Origin of the sequence: Actinosynnema sp. NPDC050801 (assembly GCF_040673975.1) — a bacterium.
Lineage (GTDB): Bacteria > Actinomycetota > Actinomycetes > Mycobacteriales > Pseudonocardiaceae > Actinosynnema.
Genome location: NZ_JBFAQZ010000007.1, coordinates 278,358 through 301,359, shown reverse-complemented (window position 1 = coordinate 301,359; position 23,002 = coordinate 278,358). Strand labels below are relative to the sequence as shown.

Below are 23,002 nucleotides of genomic sequence, written 5' to 3'. Positions count from 1 at the left end.
CCCGGGGTCGGCGGTGATGGTGAGGGGCGGCGGTGATGCCCTGGGTCGGCGGTGATGTCGGGGGTCAGGATTCCGCGGCCAGGCCCTTGACCAGCGGCACGAGGTCGGTGGCGATCACCGCGCCCAGGAACGCCGCCGCCACCCGGTGCTGCTTGTCCAGCACGAACGTGGACGGCACGGCGTTGGGCGGCACCCCGCGGAACGCCAGCATCGCCCGCCCGGACTCGTCGTAGATCGACGGGTAGGACAGGTCGCGGTTGGCCATGAAGTCGCGGGGCGACTCGGTCGAGGTCTCCTTGACGTTCACCCCGAGCACCTGCACGCCCAGCGGCCCGGTCTCGTCCTGCACCTTCTGCAGCTCCGGCGCCTCGGTCCGGCACGGCCCGCACCACGCGCCCCAGATGTTGACGATCACGACCTTGCCCGCGTAGTCGTCCAGCGAGACGGTCTTGCCGTCCTCCATCAGGCTCGGCCCGGTCAGCCCCTTGACGCTCTTGCGCTCGTCGCCGTCGTAGCGCAGCTTCGTCTCGCCGTTGGGCGCGACGAGCTGGAACTCCGAACCGGCCACCACCGCGTCGTCGCCGGACGTGCAGCCCGTGAGCAGCAGGAACGCGGTGGTGAGCCCGGCGAGTGCGGATCGAGCCCTCATGCCCCGGTCACCCTCGGGTTCGTCGCGCCGGCCGGCTCGGTGTAGACCACCCGCACCAGCTGCTCCCCCTCGAACACCAGGCTGGTCAGCGACGCCAGCGAGCACTCGCGGCGGCGCGGGTCGTGCCACATCCGCTTGCCCTCCAGGAACCGCCGCAGCGTCCAGATCGGCAGCTGGTGCGACACGCACACCGCCTCGTGGCCCTCGGCCGCCGACCGGGCCCGCTGCACCGCGCCGAGCATCCGGTGCGCGATACCCAGGTACGGCTCGCCCCACGACGGCCGGAACGGGTTGACCAGCTTCGGCCAGTGCTTCGGCGAGCGCAGCGCGCCGTCGCCGACGGCCACCTTCAGGCCCTCGAACCGGTTGTCCGCCTCGATCAGCCGCTCGTCGGTGTCCAGTTCCAGCCGGTGCGAGTCGGCGATCGGCGACGCGGTCTGCTGCGCCCGGTCCAGCGGCGAGGCCACGACGTGCACGATGTCGTGGTCGGCCAGGTGCTCGGCCACGGTCAGCGCCTGCTGCTGGCCGCGTTCGGACAGCTTGAACCCGGGCAGGCGGCCGTAGAGGATGCCCGTCGGGTTGTGCACCTCGCCGTGCCGGAGCATGTGGACGATGGTCCGGTTTCCGCCGCGGGCGGGGGTGTTCCCGCTCACTTCGTCGCCTCCGCGGCGGCGCGCGCGGCGTGCGGCAGGGCGGCGGCGATGACCTCGAAGTCGTCGTCGGTCATAGCCGCGTTGACGAACCACGCCTCGAACGCGCTCGGCGGCGCGTACACGCCCCGGTCGAGCAGGGCGTGGAAGAACGGTGGGAACCGCCACGTCTCGGCGGCCTGCGCGCCCGCGTAGTCGGTGACCTCGGCGTCGGTGAAGAACACGCTGACCAGGTTGCCGGCGAACTGCACGCGGTGCGCGACGCCGGCCTCGGTGAGCGCGGTGGTGAACAGCGCGCCCAGGCGCGTGGCGTTGGCGTTCAACGTCCGGTAGACGTCGTCGGTGGCGGCACGCAGGGTGGCCAGGCCCGCGGCCACCGCGACCGGGTTACCGGACAGCGTGCCCGCCTGGTAGACCGGGCCGGACGGGGCGAGCCTCGACATCACGTCGGACCGGCCGCCGAACGCCGCCGCGGGCAGCCCGCCGGACATGACCTTGCCGAACGTGTAGAGGTCGCCCTCGACGTTCTCCAGGCCGTACCAGCCGGCCCGGGACACCCGGAAGCCGGTCATCACCTCGTCCATGACCAGCAGCGCGCCGTTGTCCCGGCACAGCTGCTTCAGCTCGGCGTTGTGCTTGGGCGCGATCGCGCCCATGTTGCCCGCCGCCGCCTCGGTGATCACGCACGCGATCTCGTCGGGGTTCGCGGCGAACGCCTCCCGGACGGCCTCGACGTCGTTGTAGGGCAGCACCAGGGTGTCGGCCGCCTGCGCGCCGGTGACGCCCGGCGAGGTGGGCAGGCCCAGCGTGGCCACCCCGGAGCCCGCCTGCGCGAGCAGCGCGTCCACGTGGCCGTGGTAGCAGCCCGCGAACTTGACGATCTTGCGGCGCCCGGTGAAGCCGCGGGCCAGCCGGATCGCGCTCATGGTGGCCTCGGTGCCCGAGTTGACCAGGCGGACCTGGTGCACCGGGGCGACCCGGTCGATGATCTCCTCGGCCAGCTCGATCTCGCCCTCGGTGGGCGTGCCGAACGACAGGCCGTGCACGGCCGCCTCGCGGACCGCGTGGACCACGTCGGGGTGGGCGTGCCCGAGGATCATCGGACCCCACGACGACACCAGGTCCACGTACCGGTTGCCGTCGGCGTCCCACAGGTGCGGACCCTCGCCGCGGACCATGAACCTCGGCGTGCCGCCGACCGAGTGGAAAGCCCGGACCGGGGAGTTCACGCCACCGGGGATCACCGCCGCCGCGCGCTCGAACAGTGCCTGGGATCGCGTCGCTGTCACGTGGTCCAGTCTCACACGTCGGGTTCTTCGACCTGCTCGCGACCACGGGTGCGCACGGCGAGCAGGGTCTGTCGCACCGCGTCGAGCAGCAGGACGCCCGCGATGGTGACGAGGCCGACGGACGCGCCGATCCAGTTGCCCTTGAACCGGGTCGATTCGAGCGGCGGCCGGTCGGGCACGGGGTAGCTGTAGTGCACGACACCCCGGTTCCAGCACCACACGGCGGCCGCCACGAGCAGCGCGATGAGCACCACCTCGCCGACCGCGATGAACGCCCGCTTCGGCTGGTGCAGCGTGGGCGCGTCGGGTCCCGGTTCCGGCTCGGGGGTGGTCGGCGCGGTGGTGCTCGTGGGACCGGGGTCTTGGCCCGGGTCTGGGTCGGTCGTGGCCGCGGTCACGCCGGTCAGCTTCTCACGCCGGCGTCGCACCGTGCCCGCCACCACGCGTGGTCAACAGCTTCGCGATCCCGGTGCGCAGCGCGTCGGCGTCGCGCGCCCAGCCCGTCACCACGGTGCCGTCGGTGAGTCGGATGGGTACCGCCTCGGTGCCCCGGGGCAGGGTCCAGCCGCCACCCAGGACCCTGGCGCCGGCCCTCGGCTCGACGCCCTCGACGGCCTCGACGTCGCGGATCGGCAGCTCCTCGCGGCCCTGGTGCAGGGCGACGGGTGTGAGGCGGACCTCGTAGATGCGGCGGCGGCCGTTCACCCAGAGCGCGGTGGGCACGAACAGCAGCAGCACGACGAAGAGCCACAGCAACGGGCGCGTCGCGCCGGTCATCGCCTCGACGCCCAGCCCGAGCGCGGCGAACACCGGGCCCCACAGCAGCGGCCACCAGGTCGCGCCGCGTTCGGTGTACAAGGTCGGTTGGTCCACGGTCTCGGTCTCGGTTCGGGTGTGGGACGGGTGGGTGGTCGGGTCCTCAGCGGGAGAAGTACTGGCGGGTGCCGGGGAGGAAGCTCGCGACCGCGGCGGCCGCCGGCAGCACCAGCCGCAGCACGATCACCACCCACGAGAGCGCCTCGGTGTCGCCGTCCCGGGAGGCGATGATCGCGGCGGCCAGGGCCAGGATGCCGATCACCAGCGAACCGCCGCACAGGCCCAGCCGCGCGTGGTAGCTGCCGTTCAGCAGCATCACCGCGCCCCACACACCGGCGACGGCGAGGCACGCACCGGTGAACAACGCCATCACCGGGCCGAACCCGGCGATCGCCCCGTCCTCGGCGAGGGTGCGCACGACCGAGCCCACCGGCCACGAGAGCGACGCCAACACCCACAGGACGAACGACACGACGACGGCGGTCGGCCGGTAGACCGCGGCGGTGTGCTGGTCGACGTCGCGCATCGCGCCGGGGAACGGGACGTGCGGCTGGGGCCCCGCCTGCGGGTAGTCGACCGGACGCATCGACTGGCCGTAGGGGTCGACCGGGCGCATCGACTGGCCGTAGGGGTCGAACGGCCCGTTCGGCGGCTGGGTCATCTCGTCACCGACCTCGTGTAGGCGTTGGACGCCGGCAGGTACATCGCCACGAGGCCCTGCGCGCAGATCCCGAAGAACACGCACGACCACGCCACGCCCAGGCCCCAGTGCACGTAGGGCATGGACCCGGAGACGAACACCAGCAGCATGACGATCCCGAACGCCGCACTGGGCATGGCGAGCACCGTGAGCACGATGCGCGCCCAGCCGCGGCCGGACCGCAGCTTCACCGCGGCGATCAGGTAGGGCACGGACAGCACCGCGAACGCGAGCGCGAACAACGCCGGCGTGATCCGCGCACCCAGTTCCGCCGCCGTCCTGGCCGCGGGGTCGTCCGCGTCCGCCGAGTCGCGCAGGATCTCGGCGGTCAGCCCGTCGACCCCGGTGTAGACCAGGCCGGGCAGCACGATCACCACCAGCACGGCGGCGGCGATCCAGCACCAGGACGCGACGGTCGTGGTGACCGGGCGGCGCGGTCCGACGTCGCGCGGGTCGACCGGCGGCATCGGGACGGGCGGGTGGTAGCCGGGCGGTAGGGGCGCGGGAGGGTGGTGGTGGGGCGCGTTCGCCTGCCCCGGTAGGTCTACCCGGTGGTAGGGCGAGGCGAACGGATCCGGTTCGGACATGGGTTCTCCGCAGGGGTCAGTGCTGCTTCACCCACTGTGCCGTACCGGGGAGCCAGGTGAACGCCAAACCGACACCGATCAGCAGCAACGTCACCAAGTTCACCGCGCTGGCCCCGGGCAGCACGATCCACAGCACGTGCAGCACGGCCACTGCGGTGAGCACACCACGTGCCCACCGCCTGCCGCCGCGCAGCAACCAGCCGAACAGGCCGTAGCCGATCGCGAGGCCCACCGCGACGAGGGTCAGCTGCACGAGCAGTCGGGTGACCTCCGCCGGGTCGTCACCGGCACGGGTGGCGGCCTGCTCCAGCTCGGCCCGTCGCAGCCAGAGCACCAGGTTCTCCAGCAGCAGGAACGCGCCGAGGGCGAACCAGACCGCCACCGCACCGCGCACCACAGGGGGCGGCTGCCCGGTCATCCGGCGCGCTTCACCGCGTCGAAGTAGGCCTTCGAAGCGGGCAGGTACATCGTCACGACGGCGGCGGCCACGACGAGCACGATGACCAGGCCCACCAGGGAGAAGCCGAACAGGTGGTAGAGCAGGACGGCCGCGCCGAGCACCGTCAGCGTGATCCGCGCCCAGTTGCGGCCCGCGCGGGCCTTGAACGCGAACAGCACCATCAGGGCGGCCATCACCACGCCGATGATCACCAGGACGACCAGCACCGCGGTCACCGCGGATTCGAGCTGCTCGGGCGTGACGCCGGGGGTCGGCGGCTGGCGGCGGGCCTCTTCCAGGGCCGCCTCGCGCTGGGTCAGCACCAGCAGGGACGACACGACGAGCAGTACCGCGCCCGCGATCCACAAGAAGAAGGAGAGGCGGACTTCCTTGGGCTCGGCCACGGTCGGCGCGTGCCCGCCGTGGCCCGACAGCTCCGACTCGCTCAGCGGCGGCGGGGCGGGGGTGTAGGGCTGCTGCTGGTACGGCTGCTGCGACTGCTGCGGGTAGGGCTGCGGCGGCTGCTGCTCGTACGGCTGCTGCGCAGGCCGGTTCTCGGGGTCCTGTGGGGTGGTCACGCTCGGGAACGCTAGGGCGACCAGGGGTTGCTGTCCACCGCGACAGGCGGTGGACAGCAACCGGTGACCTTGAGGTCAGCTCAAGGTCAGCTGGCCTTGAAGTAGTGGTTCGAGTCGGACTTGAACATGAAGATGATGGCGCCGATGATCGTCACCAGCGACACCAGCACGAACAGCGCCGAGATCACGCCGAGGAAGCCCAGCGAGAACAGCAGGCCGATGGCGAACAGGCTGAGCAGGTTGCCGATGACCGACAGGCCGCCCAGCACGGTCAGCAGGATGCGGGCCCAGTTGGCGCCCTTGCGCATCTGCATCACGACCAGGATCCACACGACCTGGAGGACCAGGCCGAAGATCGTCGCGCCGTAGCTCGGCTGCGCGGCCGCGCCCGACACGCCCAGTGCCGCCGCGGTCTCGCGCGCGATGTCCTCGGCGAGGATGAAGCTGATGAGGCTGCCCAGGATCCCGACGCCGGCCGCGATCAGCCACAGCATGTACGCGGTGTCCACGGACTTCGGGCGGACGGGGGCGCGGAGCTCGCTCTCGTTCAGCGGCGGCGCCTGCGGCGGGTACCCGGGCTGCTGCGGGTAACCGCCCTGGGGGTTCCCGCCTTGGTTGTTAGGATCGTTCGGAATGGTCATGCGACGGACCGTAGGAGTGATGGTCGGTTCCGTCGACCGGAAATCACAATCCGTTAGCTACCTGTGGTGGCTTTCCGCTGACCGTTCGCACTGATCTGAAGTAACCGGAGACTGACGTCTGGAACATCAGCACCACGGCGGCCGCGTCGACGAGCATCGTGACCACGCCGAACGCCAGGTCGACGCCGCTGACCGACAGGCCGCTCGCGGCCGTGAAGCCGGAGCCGACCGCGACCAGCCGCAGCACGCCGATGACGATGCCGATGCCCGCCAGCACGGTCAGCAGGACCCGCGCCCAGTTCCGGCCGTGCGCCATCCGGTTCGCCAGCAGCGTGTAGACCAGGACCACGCCTGCGGCCAGGAACAGGCCGAACGTGATGCCTCCGGTCACCACCGCGTCCAACTCGTCCTGGCCGAGCTTCGGCTGGGTCGACCCGGGCCTGGCCTGTTCCGCGCGCAGCCAGCCGATCAGCATCTGGCGGTCGGCCAGCTGCACCATGAACCGGGCCATGCCGATCACGGCGCTGAGGATGAACAGCCACCTGGCCAGGTCGACCAGCTTGGGCGGCGTCGGCTTGGGCGCCTTCGGCTTGCGGGCGCGGGCGGGCGTCGGGCGGGTCATTCCCGGTCCAGCCAGGTCGCCGCTTCCGCGGCCCAGTAGGTGAGCACGATGTCCGCGCCGGCCCGGCGGATCGACGTCAGCATCTCCAGCACGGTCCGCTCGCGGTCGATCCAGCCGTTGCGGGCGGCGGCCTCGACCATCGCGTACTCGCCGGAGATCTGGTACGCCGCAACGGGGACGTCGGAGATCTCGGCGACCGCCCTGACGACGTCGAGGTAGGGCAGCGCGGGCTTGACCATGACCATGTCGGCGCCCTCGGCGAGGTCGAGGGTCACCTCGCGGAGCGCTTCACGGACGTTGGCCGTGTCCTGCTGGTAGGTCTTGCGGTCGCCCTTGAGCTGCGACTCGACGGCTTCGCGGAACGGGCCGTAGAGGGCGGAGGAGTACTTGGCGCTGTAGGCGAGGACGCCGGTGTCGGTGTGGCCGGCTTCGTCGAGGGCGTTGCGGATGAACCCGATCTGGCCGTCCATCATGCCGCTCGGGCCGACGACGTGGGCGCCTGCCTCGGCTTGGGCCACGGCCATCTCGCCGTAGATCTCGAGCGTGGCGTCGTTGTCCACGGCGCCGTCGGGGGTGAGCACGCCGCAGTGGCCGTGGTCGGTGAACTCGTCCAGGCAGCAGTCGGACATCAGGACGGTGGTGTCACCGAGTTCGTGGCGGAGGTCGCGCAGGGCGGCGTTGAGGATGCCGTCGGGGTCCGTCGCGCCGGAGCCGACGGCATCGCGCTCGGCGGGGACGCCGAACAGCATGATCCCGCCCACGCCCGCCTGCACCGCTTCCGCGGCGGCTTTGCGCAACGACTCGCGGGTGTGCTGGACGACGCCCGGCATGCTCTTGATCTCGACCGGGGCTGCCGCGCCTTCCTTGACGAACATGGGCAGCACCAGTTGGCGCGGGCGCACGGTGGTCTCGCTGACCAGGCGGCGCATGGCCTGGGTGGTGCGCAGGCGGCGGGGGCGGTGGGCTGGGAACACTGCGGGTACTCCCTGGCTGGCGGGTGCTGCTCTGGGTCTGTTTGTCGGCTGATCTGTTTTGTCGGTGCCCTGTGGTTCGGTATGTGCAAGGGGTGCTGCGAGCGGGGGTACGCCTGGTTTGGCTTGCCCTGGTCCGGGAGTGCTCGGTGCAGGTCCGGCTCGATTTGACATGGGGCCCTTACGAGCACCCCAGGCAGGCCGCAGCCGGCAGGCGTGGCGGGGAAGAGCGTCCCGCCAAGCCTGCCGGCTCCGACCAGCCTATGGCACTCGAACCCATGTCAAATCGGGCCTCGGTGCATCAGTGCCGGGTCCGTTGTCGGTCCTGTTGGGCCCCTGTGGGTCCGTGTCAGGAGCGGCGGAGGCGCTTGGTCTTGCGAGGTGGGGGTAGGGCGCCTTCTGCCCGCAGGCGCGCTGCGTGCTGTGCGAGGGCGTCCACGAGGGCGGGGACGTTGGCGTCTTCCGGTTGGACGTCGACCCGGAGGCCGAACTCGCGGGCCGTTTCGGCGGTCTGGGGGCCGATGCAGGCCACCAGGGTGCGGGCGTGGGGCTTGCCCGCGATGCCGACCAGGTTGCGGACCGTGGAGGACGAGGTGAAGCAGACGGCGTCGAAGCCGCCCGACTTGATCATCTCGCGGGTGTCCGCGGGCGGCGGGGCGGCGCGGACGGTGCGGTAGGCGGTGACGTCGTCGATCTCCCAGCCCCGTTCGCGCAGGCCCGCCGCGAGGGTCTCGGTGGCGATGTCGGCCCGCGGGAGCAGGACGCGGTCCACCGGGTCGAGGATGTCGTCGTAGGGCGGGAAGTCGGCGAGGAGGCCCTCGGACGACTGCTCGCCGGACGGCACGAGCTCCGGGATGATGCCGAAGCTGCGGACCTTGGCGGCGGTGGACTCGCCGACGCAGGCGATCTTGACGCCGGAGAAGGCGCGGGCGTCCAGGCCGAACTCGCGGAACTTCTCCCAGACCGCGCGGACGGCGTTGGTCGAGGTGAAGACGACCCACTGGTAGCGGCCGTCGACCAGGCCCTTCACCGACCGCTCCATCTGGGCGGGGCTGCGCGGGGGCTCGACGGAGATCGTGGGGACCTCGACCGGGATCGCGCCGTGGGAGTGGAGGCGGTCGCTCATCGCGCCCGCCTGCTCCTTGGTGCGCGGGACGAGGACCCGCCAGCCGTAGAGGGCGCGCGACTCCCACCAGGAGAGCTTGGTGCGGCCGGCCACCGCTTGGCCGACGGTGACGACCAGGGGGCCACCCAGGTCACCCGCGTCGGCGGCGAGGGAGGCCAGGGTGGTGTCGACGGTGCGCTGGCCGAAGCCGGTGCCGTCACAGGTGACGGCCACCGGTGTCTGCGGGGCCACGCCGTTCTCCACCAGGGAGGACGCGGCTTCGGCCAGGTGGCCGCCGGTCGCGTGGAGCACGAGGGTTCCGGGTGCGGCGGCGAGGCCGGACCAGTCCACGGCGCCGCGGACGTCGGCCTCGGTGTGGACGGCGCCCAGTGCGACGCCCGCGTAGGCGGGCACCGCGGTGCCGGCGGGGACGCCGGGCACCACGTCGAAGGCGATCGTGGTCTTGGAGACGGCCTGCGCCTCCTTCACCACCGAGTCCAGGGTCAGCGGGTCGCCCGCCACCAGGCGGACCACGGCGTGACCGTTCTTCGCCTCGGCGACCAGGTCCTTCGCCACGTCGGCGGGATCGCCCACGGCGGGTCGCACCTCGACGCCGTCGGGTACCAGCGCCACCACCTCGGCCGGGACGTCCGGATCCGTGACCACGAGCTCCGCCTTGTGGAGCAGGTCGCGGGCCCGGACCGTGAGCAGCCCGGTGTCGCCCGGACCTGAGCCGACGAACGCGACTCGGCCGGGGGTCTTGCGTGCGCGGGTCATCAGGGCACTCCCCATCAACTACGCCCCGCCGGCGACGCGGTGGCGTGGCCGGAGAGGTCGAGCAACTCGGCGGCCAGCGCGCGGCCGAGTTCCTCTGCTGCGGTCAAGTCACCGGTGGCGGACGCACGGAGGAGGTCGCCGTCCTCCGTCGCCATGACCCCGCGAAGGGACAGGCGGAGAACCACGGCCCCATCGTCGCTGAGGTCTTCCACCACATCGGCCAGTGCGCCGACCGGCGCGCTGCAGCCTGCTTCGAGCGCGGCCAGGAGGGCACGCTCGGCAGCGACAGCGGCCCTGCTGGCCGAGTCGTCCAAAGTGGACTGGAGGAGGTGTTCGGCGTCGACGTCGTCGACCCGGCACTCCACTGCGAGGGCGCCCTGTGCGGGCGCGGGGAGCATCTGGATGGGCTCCAAGGTCTCGGTGATCTCGGCGGCACGGCCGAGGCGGGCGATGCCGGCGCGCGCGAGCACGACGCCGTCCAGCTCGCCGTCGGCGACCTTCCGGATGCGGGTGTCCACGTTGCCCCGCAGGGGAACGACCTCGATGCCGAGGCCGAGCGCGTTGAGCTGCGCGGCGCGGCGGGGTGAGCCGGTGCCCACCTTCGCACCGGTGGGCAGCTCGCCCAGGGTCAGGCCGTCGCGGGCGACGAGCGCGTCCCGCGGGTCCTCGCGGGGCGGGACGGCGGCCAGCGACAGGCGCGGGTCGCGCGCCGTGGGCAGGTCCTTGTACGAGTGCACGGCGACGTCGATCTCGTTGTTCGCGAGCGCGTCGCGCAGCGCCGAGGTGAACACCCCGATGCCGATCTCGGCGATGGGTGCGGACGAGCGGTCACCCGGCGTGGAGATCGTGATGATCTCCACGTCCGCGCCTGCCGCGCGCAGCGCGTCGGCCACGTGGCCGGTCTGCGCGAGCGCGAGGGCGCTGCCGCGGGTGCCGATCCTCAGGGTGCGGTTCACCGCTTCTCACCTTTGGGTTGCGTCGAATGGGGGGTGCTGACGGCGGACGGCGCCTGCGGGTCGAGCCCGAACAGCTCGCGCAGCGCTTCGGCGTACCCGGCCCCACCGGGCGCCGCGGCCAGCTCCTTCACCCGCACGGTGGGGGTGTGCAGGAGCTTGTCCACCACCCGGCGGACGGTCTTGGCCAGCTCGTCGCGGACCGGGCCGGGCAGCTCGGGCAGCCGCGAGTCCAGCCGCAGCAGCTCGGCGTCCACGACCTCGGCGGCGCGCTTGCGCAGCGCCGTCACGGTGGGCGTGACCCCGGCCGAGCGCTGCCCGGCCAGGTAGGCGCGGACCTCCTCGGCCACGATCTCCGCCGCGCGCAGCGTGCCCTGCCCGGTCGGGGCGTCGGACAGCCTGCGCTGGAGGGTCTCCAGGTCGACCACGCGGACGCCGTCGAGCAGCGCCGCGGCCGGGTCGACGTCCTTGGGCAGACCGAGGTCGCAGACGACCAGCGGTCGGTCCGGGGCGCGGTCGCCGATGTGCTCCGCGCCGACGACCGTGCCGACCGAGCCGGTGCAGGCGAACAGCACGTCGGCCTTGGCGATCTCGTCGGTCAGGGTGTCCAGGCCGGTCGAGGTGGCGTGGACGCCGTCCGCGCGCAGGGCCGTGGCCAGGCGTTCGCCGTTGGCCGGGGTCCGGTTGGCGATGACGACCTCGCCGATGCCCGCGCGGCGCAGGTGGGCGGCGGCCAGGCCGCCCATGGAGCCCGCGCCGACGATCAGGGCCTTGCGGTGTTCGAGGCCTTCGAGGGCCGCCGCGGCGTCCGCGAGGGCCTCGGAGACGACGGACGCGCCCGCGTGGTCGATGTCGGTCTCGGTGTGCACGCGCTTGCCGACCCGCAGGGCGTGCTGGATCAGCTCGTGCAGCGTGCGGCCGACCACGCCCTGGTCGTCGGCGGTGTTGTAGGAGTTGCGCAGCTGGCCCAGGATCTGGGCCTCGCCCACGACCATCGAGTCCAGCCCGCCGGCCACCGAGAACAGGTGCTCGACCGCGGCGGCGGAGTAGTGCACGTAGAGGTGTTCGAACAGGTCGGCGGGCTCTGCTCCGGCTTGGCGGGCGAGCACCTCCACGACCTCGTTCATGCCGCCGTGGAACGTCTCGACGACCGCGTAGACCTCGACCCGGTTGCAGGTCGACAGCAGCACGGCCTCGGACACGCTGGGCGCCGTCAGCAGCTGGTCGAGGACCTTGCCGCGATCGGCGTCGGCGACCGCGACGCGCTCCAGCACGGGAACCGGGGTGGTCCGGTGGGAAAGACCGACGACGAGCACGCTCATGAGCGCACCACCGACCGGCGCACTACCCGCACGATCACGGGCGAATCACCACCCCGTCCACACCGATGCCGTTGACCACGTCACCGGCGGCCTCGTCAGCCCGTCGCGCGACGTGGAACGACAGGATCTGCATCTCGACCGCCAGGTCGACCTTGCGCACTTCGACGTAGTCCGGCACTTGGAGCACGACGGGTGCGAAGTTCAGGATGCACTGGACTCCGGCGGATACCAAACGGTCGCAGACGGCCTGAGCTGCCTGCGGCGGTGTCGCGATGACCCCGATCGAGACCTCGCGCTCGGCGCAGACGGTCGTGATGTCGTCGATGTGGTTGACAGGTATGCCGCCTACCGGCACTCCCGTCAGGTCCGGGTCGATGTCGAACAGCGCGGCGACCGGGAACCCGCGGCTGGGAAAACCGCCGTAGTTGGCCAGCGCGTGACCAAGATTACCGATGCCGACGACCGCCACCGAGTGCTTGCGGGTGAGGCCGAGGATCCGCTCGATGTGGCTCACGAGCACCTCGACGTCGTAACCGACGCCACGCGTGCCGTAGGAGCCGATGTAGGACAGGTCCTTGCGGAGCTTGGCCGAGTTGACCCCGGCGGCGCCCGCCAGTTCCTCGCTGGAGATGGTCGTCACGCCCTGCTCGACCATGCCCGAGAGGACGCGGAGGTAGACCGCGAGCCGCGCCACCGCCGCCTCGGGAATCGCGCGTGCCCGCTCCCGGACGTCCACGGGCGCTTCGCCTGGGCGGGTCACGACACCGTCACCCTCGCCCCGCTGAGCCGCCACGCTGGAACTCCTCGACATCCGTCGCACTGACCCGCCGGGTATCGCCACCAGCGGAGTGATGCACCCACCGTACCGCTTGTGAACGCTTGCACAAAGTTGGCGGATCGGACCTCGACCCCCTGGGGGAAAGGTGGGCCGCGCCTCCCCGTGGATACGAGGAGGCGCGGCCCACCTTGGGGTGAATCCGGCTGACCGGCGTGTCAGGTCACATCGCGGGCGGGGTGAGCACCTTGCCGATGACGAACACGGTGGCGTTGGCGGTCGGGATGTTGCCGCACAGGACCGGGGCGCCGTTGACGGTCATCGAGTCGCCCGAGCCGGCGATGGTGAGCTCCTGGCCGAGCAGGCTGTCGACCTTGCCCGCGTCCTGCAGGCCCTTGGCGTCGTAGCGCTCGGCGACCACGTGGTACTTCAGGATGTCCCCGAGCACGGCGGGCTGACCTGCGAGTTCGGCGAACTTCGCGTCACCGAGCTCGGCGAACGCGCCGTCGTAGGGCGCGAAGACGGTGATCGCCTTCTGGCCGTTGAGCGTGTCGCCGAGGCCGGCCGCGCCGACCGCCGCGACGAGCTTGGTCAGCAGCGGGTTGTTGGACGCGGCGGTAGCGACCGGGTCGGTCACCATCCCTTCGAGCGAACCCTTGTTCGACGGGTCGCTGGGCACCTGGGCGCAGCCGGCGCCGAACACGTCGGACGTCTTGGTCACGCCGTCGGCCATGGCCTCGGCCTCGGTGGTCGTGGTGGCCCCGCCGGTGGTCGTGGTGGCGTTCCCGCCGGACGACGCGGTGTCGGTGCCGCCGCAGGCGGCGAGGGACAGGGTGGCCGCGGCGATGGCGCCGACGATGGCGATCTTGCGGTTCCGCACTGGGATCACTCCTCGGTGTTTACCTTTTCGGTAGTCACTAAGGCATTCGATGTGACTGACGATCCGGTTCGCCCTCTTTCGAGTGATCTAGGCGACCGTGAAGAAGATCGAGTGCCAGCCGGTCGCGCCGTCCGGGATCGGGGCGACGCGGGCCTGCGGCTGGGTGGAGCCCGACTTGTCGGTGGCGCGTGACTCGATCGTGTGACCGCCGGGCGGCAGGTCCAGCTCGATGCGCCACATGCGCCAGGTCGAGCCGTTCACGTCCTCGGACAGCGTGGTGGTGCGCCACGGGCCGTTGTCGACCCGGACCTCGACCCGCTCGACGCCGGTGGGCTGGGCCCACGCCACGCCGGTGGCGACGACCCGGCCGGACACCGTGGCCAGGCCTTCCGGGCGGTCGATCCGGGACATCACCTTGACCGGCGCCCTGCGCGCCCACTCGCGGTCCAGCCAGTAGCCGCGCTTGGCGTCGAACGTGGTCAGCTCCAGGTCGACGACCCACTTGGTGGCCGAGACGTACCCGTAGAGGCCGGGCACGACCAGGCGGGCCGGGAAGCCGTGCTCCAGCGGCAGCGGCTCGCCGTTCATGCCCAGCGCGATCAGCGCGCCCCGCTCCTGCTCCAGCACGACGTCGACCGGCGAGCCCGCGGTCCACCCGTCGGCGCTGGTGGAGAACAGCTGGTCGGCGCCCGGCCGGACACCGGCTTCCAGCAGCACGTCGCGCAGGGGCACGCCGACGAAGTTCGCGGTGGAGATGTAGGGACCGCCGACCTCGTTGGAGACGCAGACCATCGTGATGGTGCGTTCGACCAGGTCACGTCGCCGCAGGTCGTCGTAGCGGAGGGTGAGCTCCCGGTCGACCATGCCGTGCACCCGCAGCACCCAGTCCTCGGCCCGGATGCGCGGCACGCTCAGCGCCGTGTCGATCCGGTAGAAGTCCGCGTTCGGGGTGATGAAGGTGGGTGTGCCCTCGGCGGCGAAGTCGGCGCCCGCCGGGATGGCCGGCGCGGGGGTGGTCGGCTTGAGCCCGCCGACGGCCTTGCGGGACGCCTCGACGTCCACGCGGCCGCTCGCGAACTGGCCGACCAGTGCCGACAGGCCCGCGCCGACGGCCGTCGCGCCCGAGGCGACGAGGAACGCGCGGCGGCCGTCCGCGGTCGAGGGCGCGGTGGTCGGAGGTGTGGTTGCCGGGGACGCGGTGGCCGGGAGCGCGGTGGCCGACGCCTTGGCGTGCAGCCACCGGAAGACCACGACGCCGACGACCAGGCTCGCGATCGGCGCGAGGACGCCGAGCTGACCGAGGTCCGGCCGGTACAGCACGGCGGCCACGCCCAGGAGGCCGAGCGCGGCGGCGAGCACCGTGCCGGGCAGCGGCGAACGGCGGGACAGCAGGCCCGCGACGGCGGCCGCGGCGAGCAGCACGACCGCCATCCCGAGCAGCAGCACGAGCTTGTCGTTGGTGCCGAACGTGCGGACCGCGAAGTCCTTCAGCGGGCTCGGCGTGAAGTCGATCGCGGTGTTGCCCACCGCCAGGAACGGTGAGGCCGGAGGCCCGACCACGCCGGCGACGAGGTGTCCGGCCGCGAGCGCGGCGGCCACGCCGAGGAGTCCGACGAGGGCGGCGGTCAGGCGTGTCATAGGGGTAATTCGACACCCTGCGCGATCCGGTTCACCCAATCCGTAAGCGGCCGGTAATCGTCGGCCCGGAGTCGTCGGCCAGGGGACGTCAGCGCGGGATCGTCAGCGCGGGATCGTCAGCGCGGGATCGTCAGCGCGGGATCGTCAGCGCGGGATCGTCAGCGCGGGATCGTCAGCGCGGGGACGTCAGCGCAGGGCGGCGCGCAACCGGTCCTCCTCGACCGACCAGTACCCGTGCTCCTCGCCGTCGACCAGGATCACCGGCACCCGGTCCCCGTACTCGGCGCGCAGCTCGCGGTCGGAGTCGACGTCGCGCACGTCCCACGGCACGCCCAGCTCGCCGCAGATCCGCTCCAGGTCGGTCTTGGCCTGCTCGCAGGCGTGGCAGTCGACCCGGCTCATCAAGGTGACGTGGTGGCTCACACCGTTCAGGCTAGGGGTAGCCGCAGCCGTGCTCGCGCCAGCTTGCCGGTCGGCGAGTGCGGCAGCGTGGTGGCGAACTCGACCACGGTCGGCACCTTGAACTTCGCCAGCCGCCCCGCGCAGTGGTCCTTCACCGCGTCCTCGGTGAGCTCCGCGCCCTCGCTGGGCACGACCACGACCTTCACCGACTCGCCGGTCCGCTCGTCCGGCACGCCGACCGCCGCCGCCTCGGCCACCCCGTCCAGCTCGCCGAGCACCTGCTCGACCTCGTGCGGGTAGACGTTGAAGCCGTTGACGATGATCAGGTCGCCCGCCCGGTCCACCAGGTGCAGGTCGCCGTCGGCGTCGAGGTAGCCGACGTCACCGGTGCGGAACCAGCCCTCCGCGTCCGGCCCGTGCGCGCCGTCGGGCCAGTAGCCGCTGAACAGGTTGTCGCCCTTGGCCGCGACCAGGCCGGTGCCCGGCTCGTCCTCGTCCTGGTCCAGCGGCCGGCCGTCGGTGTCGACCAGCCGGATCTGCACGCCGGGCAGCGCCCGACCGACCGAACCCGCCTTGGGCACGCCGCCGGCCAGGGTCGTGGTCAGCACCGGCCCGGTCTCGGTCAGCCCGTAGCCCTCGTAGACGGGCAGGCCCACGGCGTCGCGCACGGCGCCGAGCAGGCCGGCCGACAGCGGTGCGGCGCCGGAGGTGAACAGGCGGACCGTGGCGAGGTCCTCGCGCAGCCGTTCGACGGGCTGGGCCAGGATCGCCGCGTACATCGGCGGCACGCCGACCAGCGTGCTCACCCGGTGCTCGCGGATGGCGGCCAACGCCAGGTCGGCGTCGAACCGCTCCAGCAGCACGGCCGTCGCGCCCGCGCCCGCCACCTGGAGCAGGCCGGGACCGAGCCCGTAGACGTGGAACAGCGGCAGCGCCAGCAGCACCCGGTCGCCCGCGGTCACCGGTGCGGGCCGCAGGGACGCGCACTGCGCGACGTTGGCCAGCAGCGCCCGGTGCGACAGCATCGCGCCGCGCGGCGAGCCGGACGTGCCGGAGGTGTAGCCGAGCACGGCCAGGTCCTCGCCCGAGCCGACGGCGGTGAACTCCTCGCCCGGGTCCAAGGTCGGCGCGGGCAGCACCTCGACGTCCGCCTCACCGCCGTCGCCGACGAGCAGCTTCGCGCCGCAGTCGGTGACCAGGCGCTGGAGCTCGCGGGTCGGCTGGCCCGGTCCGGCGGGCACGAGGACGCCGCCGGCCCGCAGCACACCGAACACCGCGACGCAGAACGCGATGCCGGTGGGCAGCCGCACGACGACCCGGTCGCCCGGTTCGACGCCCGCCGCGACCAGCCGGTGCGCCTCGCCGTCCACGGCGGCGTCGAACTCGGCCCACGTGCAACTGCGCACGCCCGCCTCGTCCCCGACTCCGTCGGAGGCAGTGACATCGACCAGTGCGACGTGCTTGGGTCCACGGTGCGCGGAGGCGCGAACCAGGTCGGCGATGTTGCTTGCGGAAGCGGTCAACGCGACCTCCTGGTGAACCACGGCGGACCTCTGCGCAGTCTGTCACGCGCGGACGGCGTCATGCACCGACTCCATCCGCGTCGCAGATTCGAGACCACTTGCCGCTACCTACTACGGAGTAACAACACGTATGCTGCCGGCACGGCGACTCTGTGGAGGTGCCGCGAGCCGATGACCGCACGGGCACGCGAGAACTCCGTCCGAACCATCCGTTCGCTCCGCTCGAGGTGGAGTGCGGGAGGGCAGTCCAGCACGATCGAGAGCGTGGAGAGCAACGCGGCCGAAGAGCCGTGGAACCTGGTCCGCGCCGCTCAGGGCGGCGACACGGACGCGTTCGGCGCGCTCTACGACCGGTACGTCGACGTGGTGTACCGGTACGTGCTGTTCCGCGTGGGCGACCGCACGCTGGCCGAGGACGTCACCAGCGAGACGTTCCTCCGCGCGCTGCGCAGCATCGGGTCCATCAGCTACCAGGGCCGCGACGTCGGCGCCTGGTTCGTCACGATCGCGCGCAACATCGTGTTCGACCACGTGAAGTCCAGCCGCTACCGGCTGGAGGTCACGACCGCCGAGCTCACGGACAACCGCGAGGTCACGGACGGTCCCGAACAGGAAGTGCTGACCGGCGCGGCCAACGCCGAACTGCTCCGCTGTGTAGCCCAACTGGGTGACGATCAACGCGACTGCATCACGTTCCGCTTCATCGAGGGCTTGTCGGTGGCCGAGACGGCCGCGAAGATGGGGCGCAACGAGGGCGCCATCAAGGCCCTGCAGCACCGAGCGGTGCGCCGGTTGGCCCAACTGCTGCCCACGTGGCTGCGGTGAGATCACCGTCGCACCACTCGTCGCCCGCGTAACCCCGGGACCTCCCGGTTCGTTGTTCGGGGCAGGAACGTTCGAGACGGTGCGGGATGGTTGGCCACGCGGGATGGTAGGCAGAGGGATCACGCCACTATGGCGTCACAGGCAGCGCGAGCAGTTCGCCCGCGCGGTCGACGCGCATCCCGACGCCGCGCCCGGTGACGGCGAGGACGTCGCCGACGAGCTGGCCGTCGTGGCACTGCTGCGGAAAGCCGCAGTCACGGCAGGCCCCGACGAGGCCGCCAAGGCGCGGATGCGGGCCAGGGTGCTCGGCGCGGCCGAGCCGCCGCCCACCAAGCTCCACCGACCCGTGCGGGAACGTCGCACCGGCGCGCGCGGCCGATTAGCGGTGGCCCTCGCCGCGGCGCTGTGCCTGCTGTTCTCGCTGGCCGGGATGAGCCTGCTGCTCAGCCGGGACGCGCTGCCGGGCGACGCGCTGTACGGCGTCAAGCGCACCGCCGAGTCCGCCTCGCTCGGCCTCACCTTCGGCGAGGAGTCGAAGGGCCAGAAGCGCCTGGAGTTCGCCGCCGCGCGCGTCGCCGAGCTGGAGACGCTGGTCGACCGGTACCGCGAGTCCGGTGGCGGACCGCTCGGCGGCTACCTGACCGCGCTGACCGACTTCGACGCCGACGCCGCGGCCGGTTCCCGCGTGCTGACCGCGCTCGGCTCGAACTCGGACCAGCGCGCCCTGGAGGACCTGCGCGACTGGGCCACCTCGCAGGCGACCCGGTTGGCCGAGGTGCGCGCGTCGCTGCCCGCCGAGGCCGTCGACCGGGCGGGTGCGTCGCTCGACCTGCTCGACCGGATCGCCGGACGGGCGGCCGCGCTGCTCGCCCGGGTGGACTGCGTGCCCGTGACGTCGGGGCACGTCGACCAGGTCGGGCCGGTGCCCGCCGAGGGCGAGTGCGCGGCGCGGCCCGCCGAACCGGGCACGTCGCCGAGCGCCGCGCCGTCCGTACCGCCGACGACCGCCGCCGTCCTCACCACGCCGGGCAACGCGCCCGGCACCACCGGCACACCGGGCGGCGGCGTCACGGGGAACGCGCCGACGCCGACGCCGCCCACACCGCCCACCACGACCGGCGGTCCGCTGCTCCCGCTGCCCACGTTGACCCTCCCGTCGCTGCCGCTGCCCGGCCTCGGCGGCTGATCGCTACCCTGTCCCCATCGGACCGCGGGAGGCGCTGACGTGGTGAAAAGGCGTGTGGTGGAGAGCTCGGCCGAGCGGGAGAGGCTCGCCGCGCTGGCCGGTGCGGCTTCGGCCGAGGCCGCGCTGACCGTCGGGCCGTCCGGGAGCGCGACCACCGACCTCACCGCCGCCGCCTTCTTCGACGTCGACAACACGATGATGATGGGCGCGTCGATCTTCCACTTCGCCCGCGGCCTCGCGGCGCGCAAGTACTTCAAGAACTCCGACCTCGCCGGGTTCGCCTGGCAGCAGCTCAAGTTCCGCGTCGGCGGCCGGGAGGACCCGCAGAGCGTGGCGGCGTCACGCGAGCAGGCGCTGTCGTTCGTGGCCGGCCGGTCGGTGGCGGAGCTCGTCTCGCTGGGCGAGGAGATCTACGACGAGCTCATGGCCGACCGGATCTGGGCGGGCACCCAGGCGTTGGCGCAGATGCACCTGGACGCCGGTCAGCGGGTGTGGCTGGTGACCGCGACGCCGGTGGAGCTGGCGCAGATCATCGCCCGGAGGTTGGGCCTGACCGGTGCGCTCGGCACGGTGTCGGAGAGCACGGACGGCATCTACACCGGCCGGTTGGTCGGTGACCTGCTGCACGGCCGGGCGAAGGCGCACGCGGTGCGGGCCCTGGCCGCCAGGGAGGGCCTCGACCTGCGGCGGTGCACGGCGTACTCGGACTCGGTGAACGACGTGCCGATGCTGTCGGTCGTCGGCACGGCGGTCGCGGTGAACCCGGACTCCGGCCTGCGCGAGACGGCCCGCAAGCGCGGCTGGGAGATCCGCGACTTCCGCACCGGCCGCAAGGCGGCGAAGATCGGCGTCCCGTCCGTACTGGGCGCGGGCGCCCTGGCCGGCGCGGTCGCCGCCACCCTGGCCTACCGCCGCCGCGACCGCTGACGCCGGCGGACGGTGACCCGCTCAGCCCAGGAAGACGTTCCGGCGCTGCGTGAGCAGCCGGTACAGGGTCTGCTGGATCGTCTCCCGCACCTGGTCGGTCAGGTTGAACACCAGCATCGGGTCGTCGGCGGCGTGCTCGCCGTAGACGTCGGTCCGGATCGGCTCGCCGAACTCGATGTACCACTTCGAGGGCAGCGGGATCGCGCCCAGCGGGCCCAGCAGCGGGAAGAACGGCGTCACCGGGAAGTAGGGGAAGCCGAACAGCCTGGCCAGCGCCTTGATGTCGCCGATCTTCGGGTAGATCTCCTCGGCGCCCACGATCGAGCACGGGATGATCGGCACACCGGTGTTCAACGCCGCCGAGACGAACCCGCCCCGCCCGAACCGCTGGAGCTTGTACCGGTCCTTGAACGGCTTCCCGATGCCCTTGAAGCCCTCCGGCCACACGCCGACCAGCTCACCGGAGGTGAGCAGCCGTTCCGCGTCCGGGTTGCACGCGAGCGTCTGCCCCGACTTGCGCGCCAACGCGCCCAGCACCGGCGTCTTGAACACCAGGTCCGCGCCCAGCATCCGCAGGTGGCGGCGCTTCGGGTGGTCCGCGCGCATCGCGAACGCGGTCATCGTGGCGTCCAGCGGCAGCGTGCCGGAGTGGTTGGCGACGATCAGCGCGCCGCCCTCGCCCGGCACGTTGTGCATGCCGATCGTCTCCACCCGGAACCACTTCTCGTACAGCGGCTTGAGCGGCGGCATCAGCACGTTGTCGGTGAGGTCCGGGTCGAAGCCGAACTCGTCCACCTCGTAGTCGCCCTGGATGCGCCTGCGGGCGAACGCGAGCAGGTCGGCCAGCCGGTGCTCCCAGCCCGTCGCCTCCGGCACCGCGGCGGCCTGCGGCGCCGGCGGGTCGGGCACGGGAACCGGTCCGGCCGCGGGGTGTGCACCGCGCCGTCGTCGGGGAGCCTCCCGGTCCGCACCGTGCAGCGGGATCACCCGTGCCTCTGCCACGTGTCCACCTCCTCGATCTGATCGCCGACCGCGCCGGCGGGCTCTGGGGGGATCAGCGGAACCTGGCGGCCAGGTCGAGCACGCCCCGCTCGACCGACGCCACCAGTCCCGGGCCGACCAGCGGCCGCAGGGCGCGCCCGCTCACGTAGTCGTCGAACGCCTGCTGGGTGGTCCACCTCGGGGTGAAGCCGAACTCCTGCTTCAGCAGCGTCGTGTCCACCACCCGGCCCCAGTTCAGGAACCTCATCTGGTCCGGCGAGAAGTCCACCAGCCGCGCGCCGCGGAAGAACCGGCCCATCGTGGGCACCGCCCCGCTCGGCACCGGCAGGCTGATCCGGCCCGCGCGGCGGATGGCCTGCGACAGCATCAGCACGCCGTCACCGCCCACGTTGTAGACGCCGGGCAGGTCGTGCAGCGTGGCGCGCTCCAGCACCGCCAGCGCGTCCTCGGAGTGCAGCAACTGCACCCTGGCGTCGTAACCCAGCACGGTCGGCACGACCGGCAGGGCGAAGTACCTGGTCAGCACCGTGTCGATGCGGGGGCCGATGAAGTTGGTGAACCTCAGCGCGGTGACGTCCACGTCCGGCCGGCGCCGGGCGAAGCCGCGCACGTACCCCTCGACCTCGACGGCGTCCTTGGCGTAGCCGCTGGAGGGCAGGTCCTTGGGGCCCATGTCCTCGGTGAACACCGCCGGGTCGCGCGAGCTCGACCCGTACACCGCGCTGGTCGACTTCACCACCAGCTTGCGCACGTGCGGCGACTTCTGGCACGCGGCCAGCAGCTGCATCGTGCCGATGACGTTCATCTCCTTCATCGCGGTGCGGCCCGCCGGTCCGGCCGGGTTCGCCGTCACCGACGCGTGCACGACCGTGTCGACGTGCGCGGTGGCGATGACCTTCGCGATGAGGGGGTTGCGGATGTCGGCGCGCACGAACTCGGCGCGGCCCATCCGGCGCAGCAGGTCGCGCGACGGCGGCTCGGTGTCCACGCCGAGCACCCGGTCGACGTCCGGGTTCGCCGCGAAGCGCGCGGCGAGGTGACCGCCGAGGTAGCGGCTGCAACCGGTGACGAGAACGACCTTGGGCGCCATGCGACTCCCTGTGCGGGTGGTGCGACTCGGTGCGGGTGGTGCGACTCGACGATGCTAGCCGGGAACCGGCCGGGCGATCGGCCGCGGAACGACCTCTTGACGCAGGTCACGAGGGCGTTACCGGTGAATCACCCGGATGGCGGGACGGCGGTCGTCCCCCGGAACGAAGACACCGCCAGTCCCGCGGCCTACTCGCCGGGGACTGGCGGTGCTAGAACCCGCTGGGGTTACTTGCCGCGCTTCCTGCGCTGGACCCGCGTCTTGCGCAGCAACTTGCGGTGCTTCTTCTTCGACATGCGCTTGCGGCGCTTCTTGATGACCGAGCCCATGCGGGTTCCTTCACTACTAGACGTTGGTGGTCTCCACGCGCCGGTGGAGACACCCGTCAAGTGGGCGCGCCGACACCAGGCACGAACGGCCTATCACTTTACCCGCTCGTCCGAGCGCACCCTCACCCGGCGTCGAAGTAGGCGTTGCGCAGGTACTCGTGCACCGCCTTCTCCGGCACTCTGAACGACTTGCCCACGCGCACCGCCGTCAGCTCACCGGAGTGGACCAGGCGGTACACCGTCATCTTCGACACGCGCATCATCAGCGCGACCTCGGCGACCGTCATGAATCTGACTTGACCGAGCGACTTCTCCTCCGCAGGCAT

General features: G+C 72.1%; 27 protein-coding genes. 3 read left to right on the top strand and 24 right to left on the bottom strand.

Features of this window, described 5'->3' with window-relative positions; all coding sequences use genetic code 11:
* Nucleotides 1–64: 64 nt before the first annotated feature.
* The 20 genes from AB0K14_RS18735 to AB0K14_RS18640 all read right to left on the bottom strand — a co-directional run bounded on the left by AB0K14_RS18735 (nt 65) and on the right by AB0K14_RS18640 (nt 17,317).
* On the bottom strand, nt 65–649 hold the full coding sequence (locus tag AB0K14_RS18735; RefSeq protein ID WP_360452686.1) for a TlpA disulfide reductase family protein: 585 nt from the start codon (nt 647–649) through the stop codon (nt 65–67).
* Nucleotides 646–1,254 carry a histidine phosphatase family protein gene (locus AB0K14_RS18730; protein WP_360452684.1) on the bottom strand — a complete coding sequence of 203 codons (609 nt, stop codon included), beginning with the start codon at nt 1,252–1,254 and terminating at the stop codon, nt 646–648. The genes AB0K14_RS18735 and AB0K14_RS18730 overlap by 4 nt, the downstream gene beginning before the upstream one ends.
* Before the next feature lie 44 nt (nt 1,255–1,298).
* Entirely contained in the window at nt 1,299–2,588 is a 1,290-nt protein-coding gene (hemL, locus tag AB0K14_RS18725; RefSeq protein ID WP_360452682.1) for a glutamate-1-semialdehyde 2,1-aminomutase, read from the bottom strand.
* Nucleotides 2,589–2,599: 11 nt separating this feature from the next.
* Nucleotides 2,600–3,016: a hypothetical protein gene (locus AB0K14_RS18720; RefSeq protein ID WP_360452680.1), complete on the bottom strand. Its 417-nt coding sequence runs from the start codon at nt 3,014–3,016 to the stop codon at nt 2,600–2,602.
* Entirely contained in the window at nt 3,000–3,461 is a 462-nt protein-coding gene (locus tag AB0K14_RS18715) for a hypothetical protein (RefSeq protein WP_360452678.1), read from the bottom strand. The genes AB0K14_RS18720 and AB0K14_RS18715 overlap by 17 nt, the downstream gene beginning before the upstream one ends.
* Before the next feature lie 46 nt (nt 3,462–3,507).
* The gene (locus tag AB0K14_RS18710) at nt 3,508–4,065 is read right to left on the bottom strand and encodes a hypothetical protein (protein ID WP_360452676.1); all 558 of its coding nucleotides are present in this window, start codon (nt 4,063–4,065) and stop codon (nt 3,508–3,510) included.
* Nucleotides 4,062–4,691 (bottom strand): hypothetical protein, encoded by a 630-nt coding sequence (locus tag AB0K14_RS18705; protein ID WP_360452674.1) that lies wholly within the window; start codon nt 4,689–4,691, stop codon nt 4,062–4,064. Before AB0K14_RS18705 ends, AB0K14_RS18710 begins: the two co-directional genes overlap by 4 nt.
* Nucleotides 4,692–4,707: 16 nt before the next feature.
* Nucleotides 4,708–5,109 (bottom strand): hypothetical protein, encoded by a 402-nt coding sequence (locus tag AB0K14_RS18700; protein WP_360452672.1) that lies wholly within the window; start codon nt 5,107–5,109, stop codon nt 4,708–4,710.
* Complete coding sequence (locus tag AB0K14_RS18695) at nt 5,106–5,708, bottom strand: hypothetical protein (RefSeq protein ID WP_360452670.1); 603 nt, start codon at nt 5,706–5,708, stop codon at nt 5,106–5,108. Before AB0K14_RS18695 ends, AB0K14_RS18700 begins: the two co-directional genes overlap by 4 nt.
* A gap of 86 nt (nt 5,709–5,794) precedes the next feature.
* Entirely contained in the window at nt 5,795–6,349 is a 555-nt protein-coding gene (locus AB0K14_RS18690) for a hypothetical protein (protein ID WP_360452668.1), read from the bottom strand.
* 43 nt (nt 6,350–6,392) lie between these two features.
* Complete coding sequence (locus AB0K14_RS18685) at nt 6,393–6,971, bottom strand: hypothetical protein (RefSeq protein WP_360452666.1); 579 nt, start codon at nt 6,969–6,971, stop codon at nt 6,393–6,395.
* Nucleotides 6,968–7,945 carry a porphobilinogen synthase gene (hemB, locus tag AB0K14_RS18680; RefSeq protein WP_360452664.1) on the bottom strand — a complete coding sequence of 326 codons (978 nt, stop codon included), beginning with the start codon at nt 7,943–7,945 and terminating at the stop codon, nt 6,968–6,970. Before hemB ends, AB0K14_RS18685 begins: the two co-directional genes overlap by 4 nt.
* A 346-nt stretch (nt 7,946–8,291) precedes the next feature.
* Nucleotides 8,292–9,824: a bifunctional uroporphyrinogen-III C-methyltransferase/uroporphyrinogen-III synthase gene (locus AB0K14_RS18675; protein ID WP_360452662.1), complete on the bottom strand. Its 1,533-nt coding sequence runs from the start codon at nt 9,822–9,824 to the stop codon at nt 8,292–8,294.
* Between the two features lie 14 nt (nt 9,825–9,838).
* Nucleotides 9,839–10,780: a hydroxymethylbilane synthase gene (gene hemC, locus AB0K14_RS18670; protein WP_360452660.1), complete on the bottom strand. Its 942-nt coding sequence runs from the start codon at nt 10,778–10,780 to the stop codon at nt 9,839–9,841.
* Entirely contained in the window at nt 10,777–12,099 is a 1,323-nt protein-coding gene (locus tag AB0K14_RS18665; protein WP_360452658.1) for a glutamyl-tRNA reductase, read from the bottom strand. The genes hemC and AB0K14_RS18665 overlap by 4 nt, the downstream gene beginning before the upstream one ends.
* Before the next feature lie 34 nt (nt 12,100–12,133).
* Nucleotides 12,134–12,910 carry a redox-sensing transcriptional repressor Rex gene (locus AB0K14_RS18660; protein ID WP_360452656.1) on the bottom strand — a complete coding sequence of 259 codons (777 nt, stop codon included), beginning with the start codon at nt 12,908–12,910 and terminating at the stop codon, nt 12,134–12,136.
* A gap of 187 nt (nt 12,911–13,097) precedes the next feature.
* On the bottom strand, nt 13,098–13,754 hold the full coding sequence (locus AB0K14_RS18655) for a fasciclin domain-containing protein (protein ID WP_360452654.1): 657 nt from the start codon (nt 13,752–13,754) through the stop codon (nt 13,098–13,100).
* A gap of 87 nt (nt 13,755–13,841) precedes the next feature.
* A complete protein-coding gene (locus tag AB0K14_RS18650) occupies nt 13,842–15,392 on the bottom strand; it encodes a molybdopterin-dependent oxidoreductase (protein ID WP_360452652.1) in 1,551 nt (516 codons plus the stop codon).
* Between the two features lie 186 nt (nt 15,393–15,578).
* A complete protein-coding gene (locus AB0K14_RS18645; protein WP_360452650.1) occupies nt 15,579–15,815 on the bottom strand; it encodes a glutaredoxin family protein in 237 nt (78 codons plus the stop codon).
* A 5-nt stretch (nt 15,816–15,820) separates the two neighbouring features.
* Entirely contained in the window at nt 15,821–17,317 is a 1,497-nt protein-coding gene (locus AB0K14_RS18640; protein WP_360452648.1) for an AMP-binding protein, read from the bottom strand.
* Between the two features lie 171 nt (nt 17,318–17,488).
* On the opposite strand from AB0K14_RS18640, the gene AB0K14_RS18635 reads away from it, so the two are divergent.
* The 3 genes from AB0K14_RS18635 to AB0K14_RS18625 all read left to right on the top strand — a co-directional run bounded on the left by AB0K14_RS18635 (nt 17,489) and on the right by AB0K14_RS18625 (nt 20,255).
* On the top strand, nt 17,489–18,142 hold the full coding sequence (locus tag AB0K14_RS18635) for a sigma-70 family RNA polymerase sigma factor (RefSeq protein WP_360452646.1): 654 nt from the start codon (nt 17,489–17,491) through the stop codon (nt 18,140–18,142).
* A gap of 103 nt (nt 18,143–18,245) precedes the next feature.
* Nucleotides 18,246–19,328: a DUF5667 domain-containing protein gene (locus tag AB0K14_RS18630; RefSeq protein WP_360452644.1), complete on the top strand. Its 1,083-nt coding sequence runs from the start codon at nt 18,246–18,248 to the stop codon at nt 19,326–19,328.
* 39 nt (nt 19,329–19,367) lie between these two features.
* On the top strand, nt 19,368–20,255 hold the full coding sequence (locus AB0K14_RS18625) for an HAD-IB family hydrolase (RefSeq protein WP_360452642.1): 888 nt from the start codon (nt 19,368–19,370) through the stop codon (nt 20,253–20,255).
* Nucleotides 20,256–20,276: 21 nt separating this feature from the next.
* On the opposite strand, the gene AB0K14_RS18620 is transcribed toward AB0K14_RS18625, so the two are convergent.
* From AB0K14_RS18620 to AB0K14_RS18605, 4 genes are all read right to left on the bottom strand, one after another.
* Nucleotides 20,277–21,257 (bottom strand): lysophospholipid acyltransferase family protein, encoded by a 981-nt coding sequence (locus AB0K14_RS18620; RefSeq protein ID WP_360452640.1) that lies wholly within the window; start codon nt 21,255–21,257, stop codon nt 20,277–20,279.
* A 52-nt stretch (nt 21,258–21,309) separates the two neighbouring features.
* Entirely contained in the window at nt 21,310–22,347 is a 1,038-nt protein-coding gene (locus AB0K14_RS18615) for an NAD-dependent epimerase/dehydratase family protein (RefSeq protein ID WP_360452638.1), read from the bottom strand.
* Between the two features lie 227 nt (nt 22,348–22,574).
* Nucleotides 22,575–22,676, bottom strand: a complete 102-nt coding sequence (locus AB0K14_RS18610) for an AURKAIP1/COX24 domain-containing protein (protein WP_015105422.1) — start codon at nt 22,674–22,676, stop codon at nt 22,575–22,577.
* 122 nt (nt 22,677–22,798) lie between these two features.
* Nucleotides 22,799–23,002: a helix-turn-helix domain-containing protein gene (locus tag AB0K14_RS18605; protein ID WP_053722699.1), complete on the bottom strand. Its 204-nt coding sequence runs from the start codon at nt 23,000–23,002 to the stop codon at nt 22,799–22,801.

Coding starts and splice junctions, on each gene's coding strand:
- AB0K14_RS18630 (WP_360452644.1), top strand. CDS start 18,246: ATGGTAGGCAGAGGGATCACGCCACTATGGCGTCACAGGCAGCGCGAG.
- AB0K14_RS18665 (WP_360452658.1), bottom strand. CDS start 12,099: ATGAGCGTGCTCGTCGTCGGTCTTTCCCACCGGACCACCCCGGTTCCC.
- AB0K14_RS18615 (WP_360452638.1), bottom strand. CDS start 22,347: ATGGCGCCCAAGGTCGTTCTCGTCACCGGTTGCAGCCGCTACCTCGGC.
- AB0K14_RS18675 (WP_360452662.1), bottom strand. CDS start 9,824: ATGACCCGCGCACGCAAGACCCCCGGCCGAGTCGCGTTCGTCGGCTCA.
- AB0K14_RS18610 (WP_015105422.1), bottom strand. CDS start 22,676: ATGGGCTCGGTCATCAAGAAGCGCCGCAAGCGCATGTCGAAGAAGAAG.
- AB0K14_RS18690 (WP_360452668.1), bottom strand. CDS start 6,349: ATGACCATTCCGAACGATCCTAACAACCAAGGCGGGAACCCCCAGGGC.
- AB0K14_RS18705 (WP_360452674.1), bottom strand. CDS start 4,691: ATGTCCGAACCGGATCCGTTCGCCTCGCCCTACCACCGGGTAGACCTA.
- AB0K14_RS18735 (WP_360452686.1), bottom strand. CDS start 649: ATGAGGGCTCGATCCGCACTCGCCGGGCTCACCACCGCGTTCCTGCTG.
- AB0K14_RS18685 (WP_360452666.1), bottom strand. CDS start 6,971: ATGACCCGCCCGACGCCCGCCCGCGCCCGCAAGCCGAAGGCGCCCAAG.
- AB0K14_RS18660 (WP_360452656.1), bottom strand. CDS start 12,910: ATGTCGAGGAGTTCCAGCGTGGCGGCTCAGCGGGGCGAGGGTGACGGT.
- AB0K14_RS18700 (WP_360452672.1), bottom strand. CDS start 5,109: ATGACCGGGCAGCCGCCCCCTGTGGTGCGCGGTGCGGTGGCGGTCTGG.
- AB0K14_RS18730 (WP_360452684.1), bottom strand. CDS start 1,254: ATGCTCCGGCACGGCGAGGTGCACAACCCGACGGGCATCCTCTACGGC.
- AB0K14_RS18635 (WP_360452646.1), top strand. CDS start 17,489: ATGACCGCACGGGCACGCGAGAACTCCGTCCGAACCATCCGTTCGCTC.
- AB0K14_RS18710 (WP_360452676.1), bottom strand. CDS start 4,065: ATGACCCAGCCGCCGAACGGGCCGTTCGACCCCTACGGCCAGTCGATG.
- AB0K14_RS18605 (WP_053722699.1), bottom strand. CDS start 23,002: ATGCCTGCGGAGGAGAAGTCGCTCGGTCAAGTCAGATTCATGACGGTC.
- AB0K14_RS18650 (WP_360452652.1), bottom strand. CDS start 15,392: ATGACACGCCTGACCGCCGCCCTCGTCGGACTCCTCGGCGTGGCCGCC.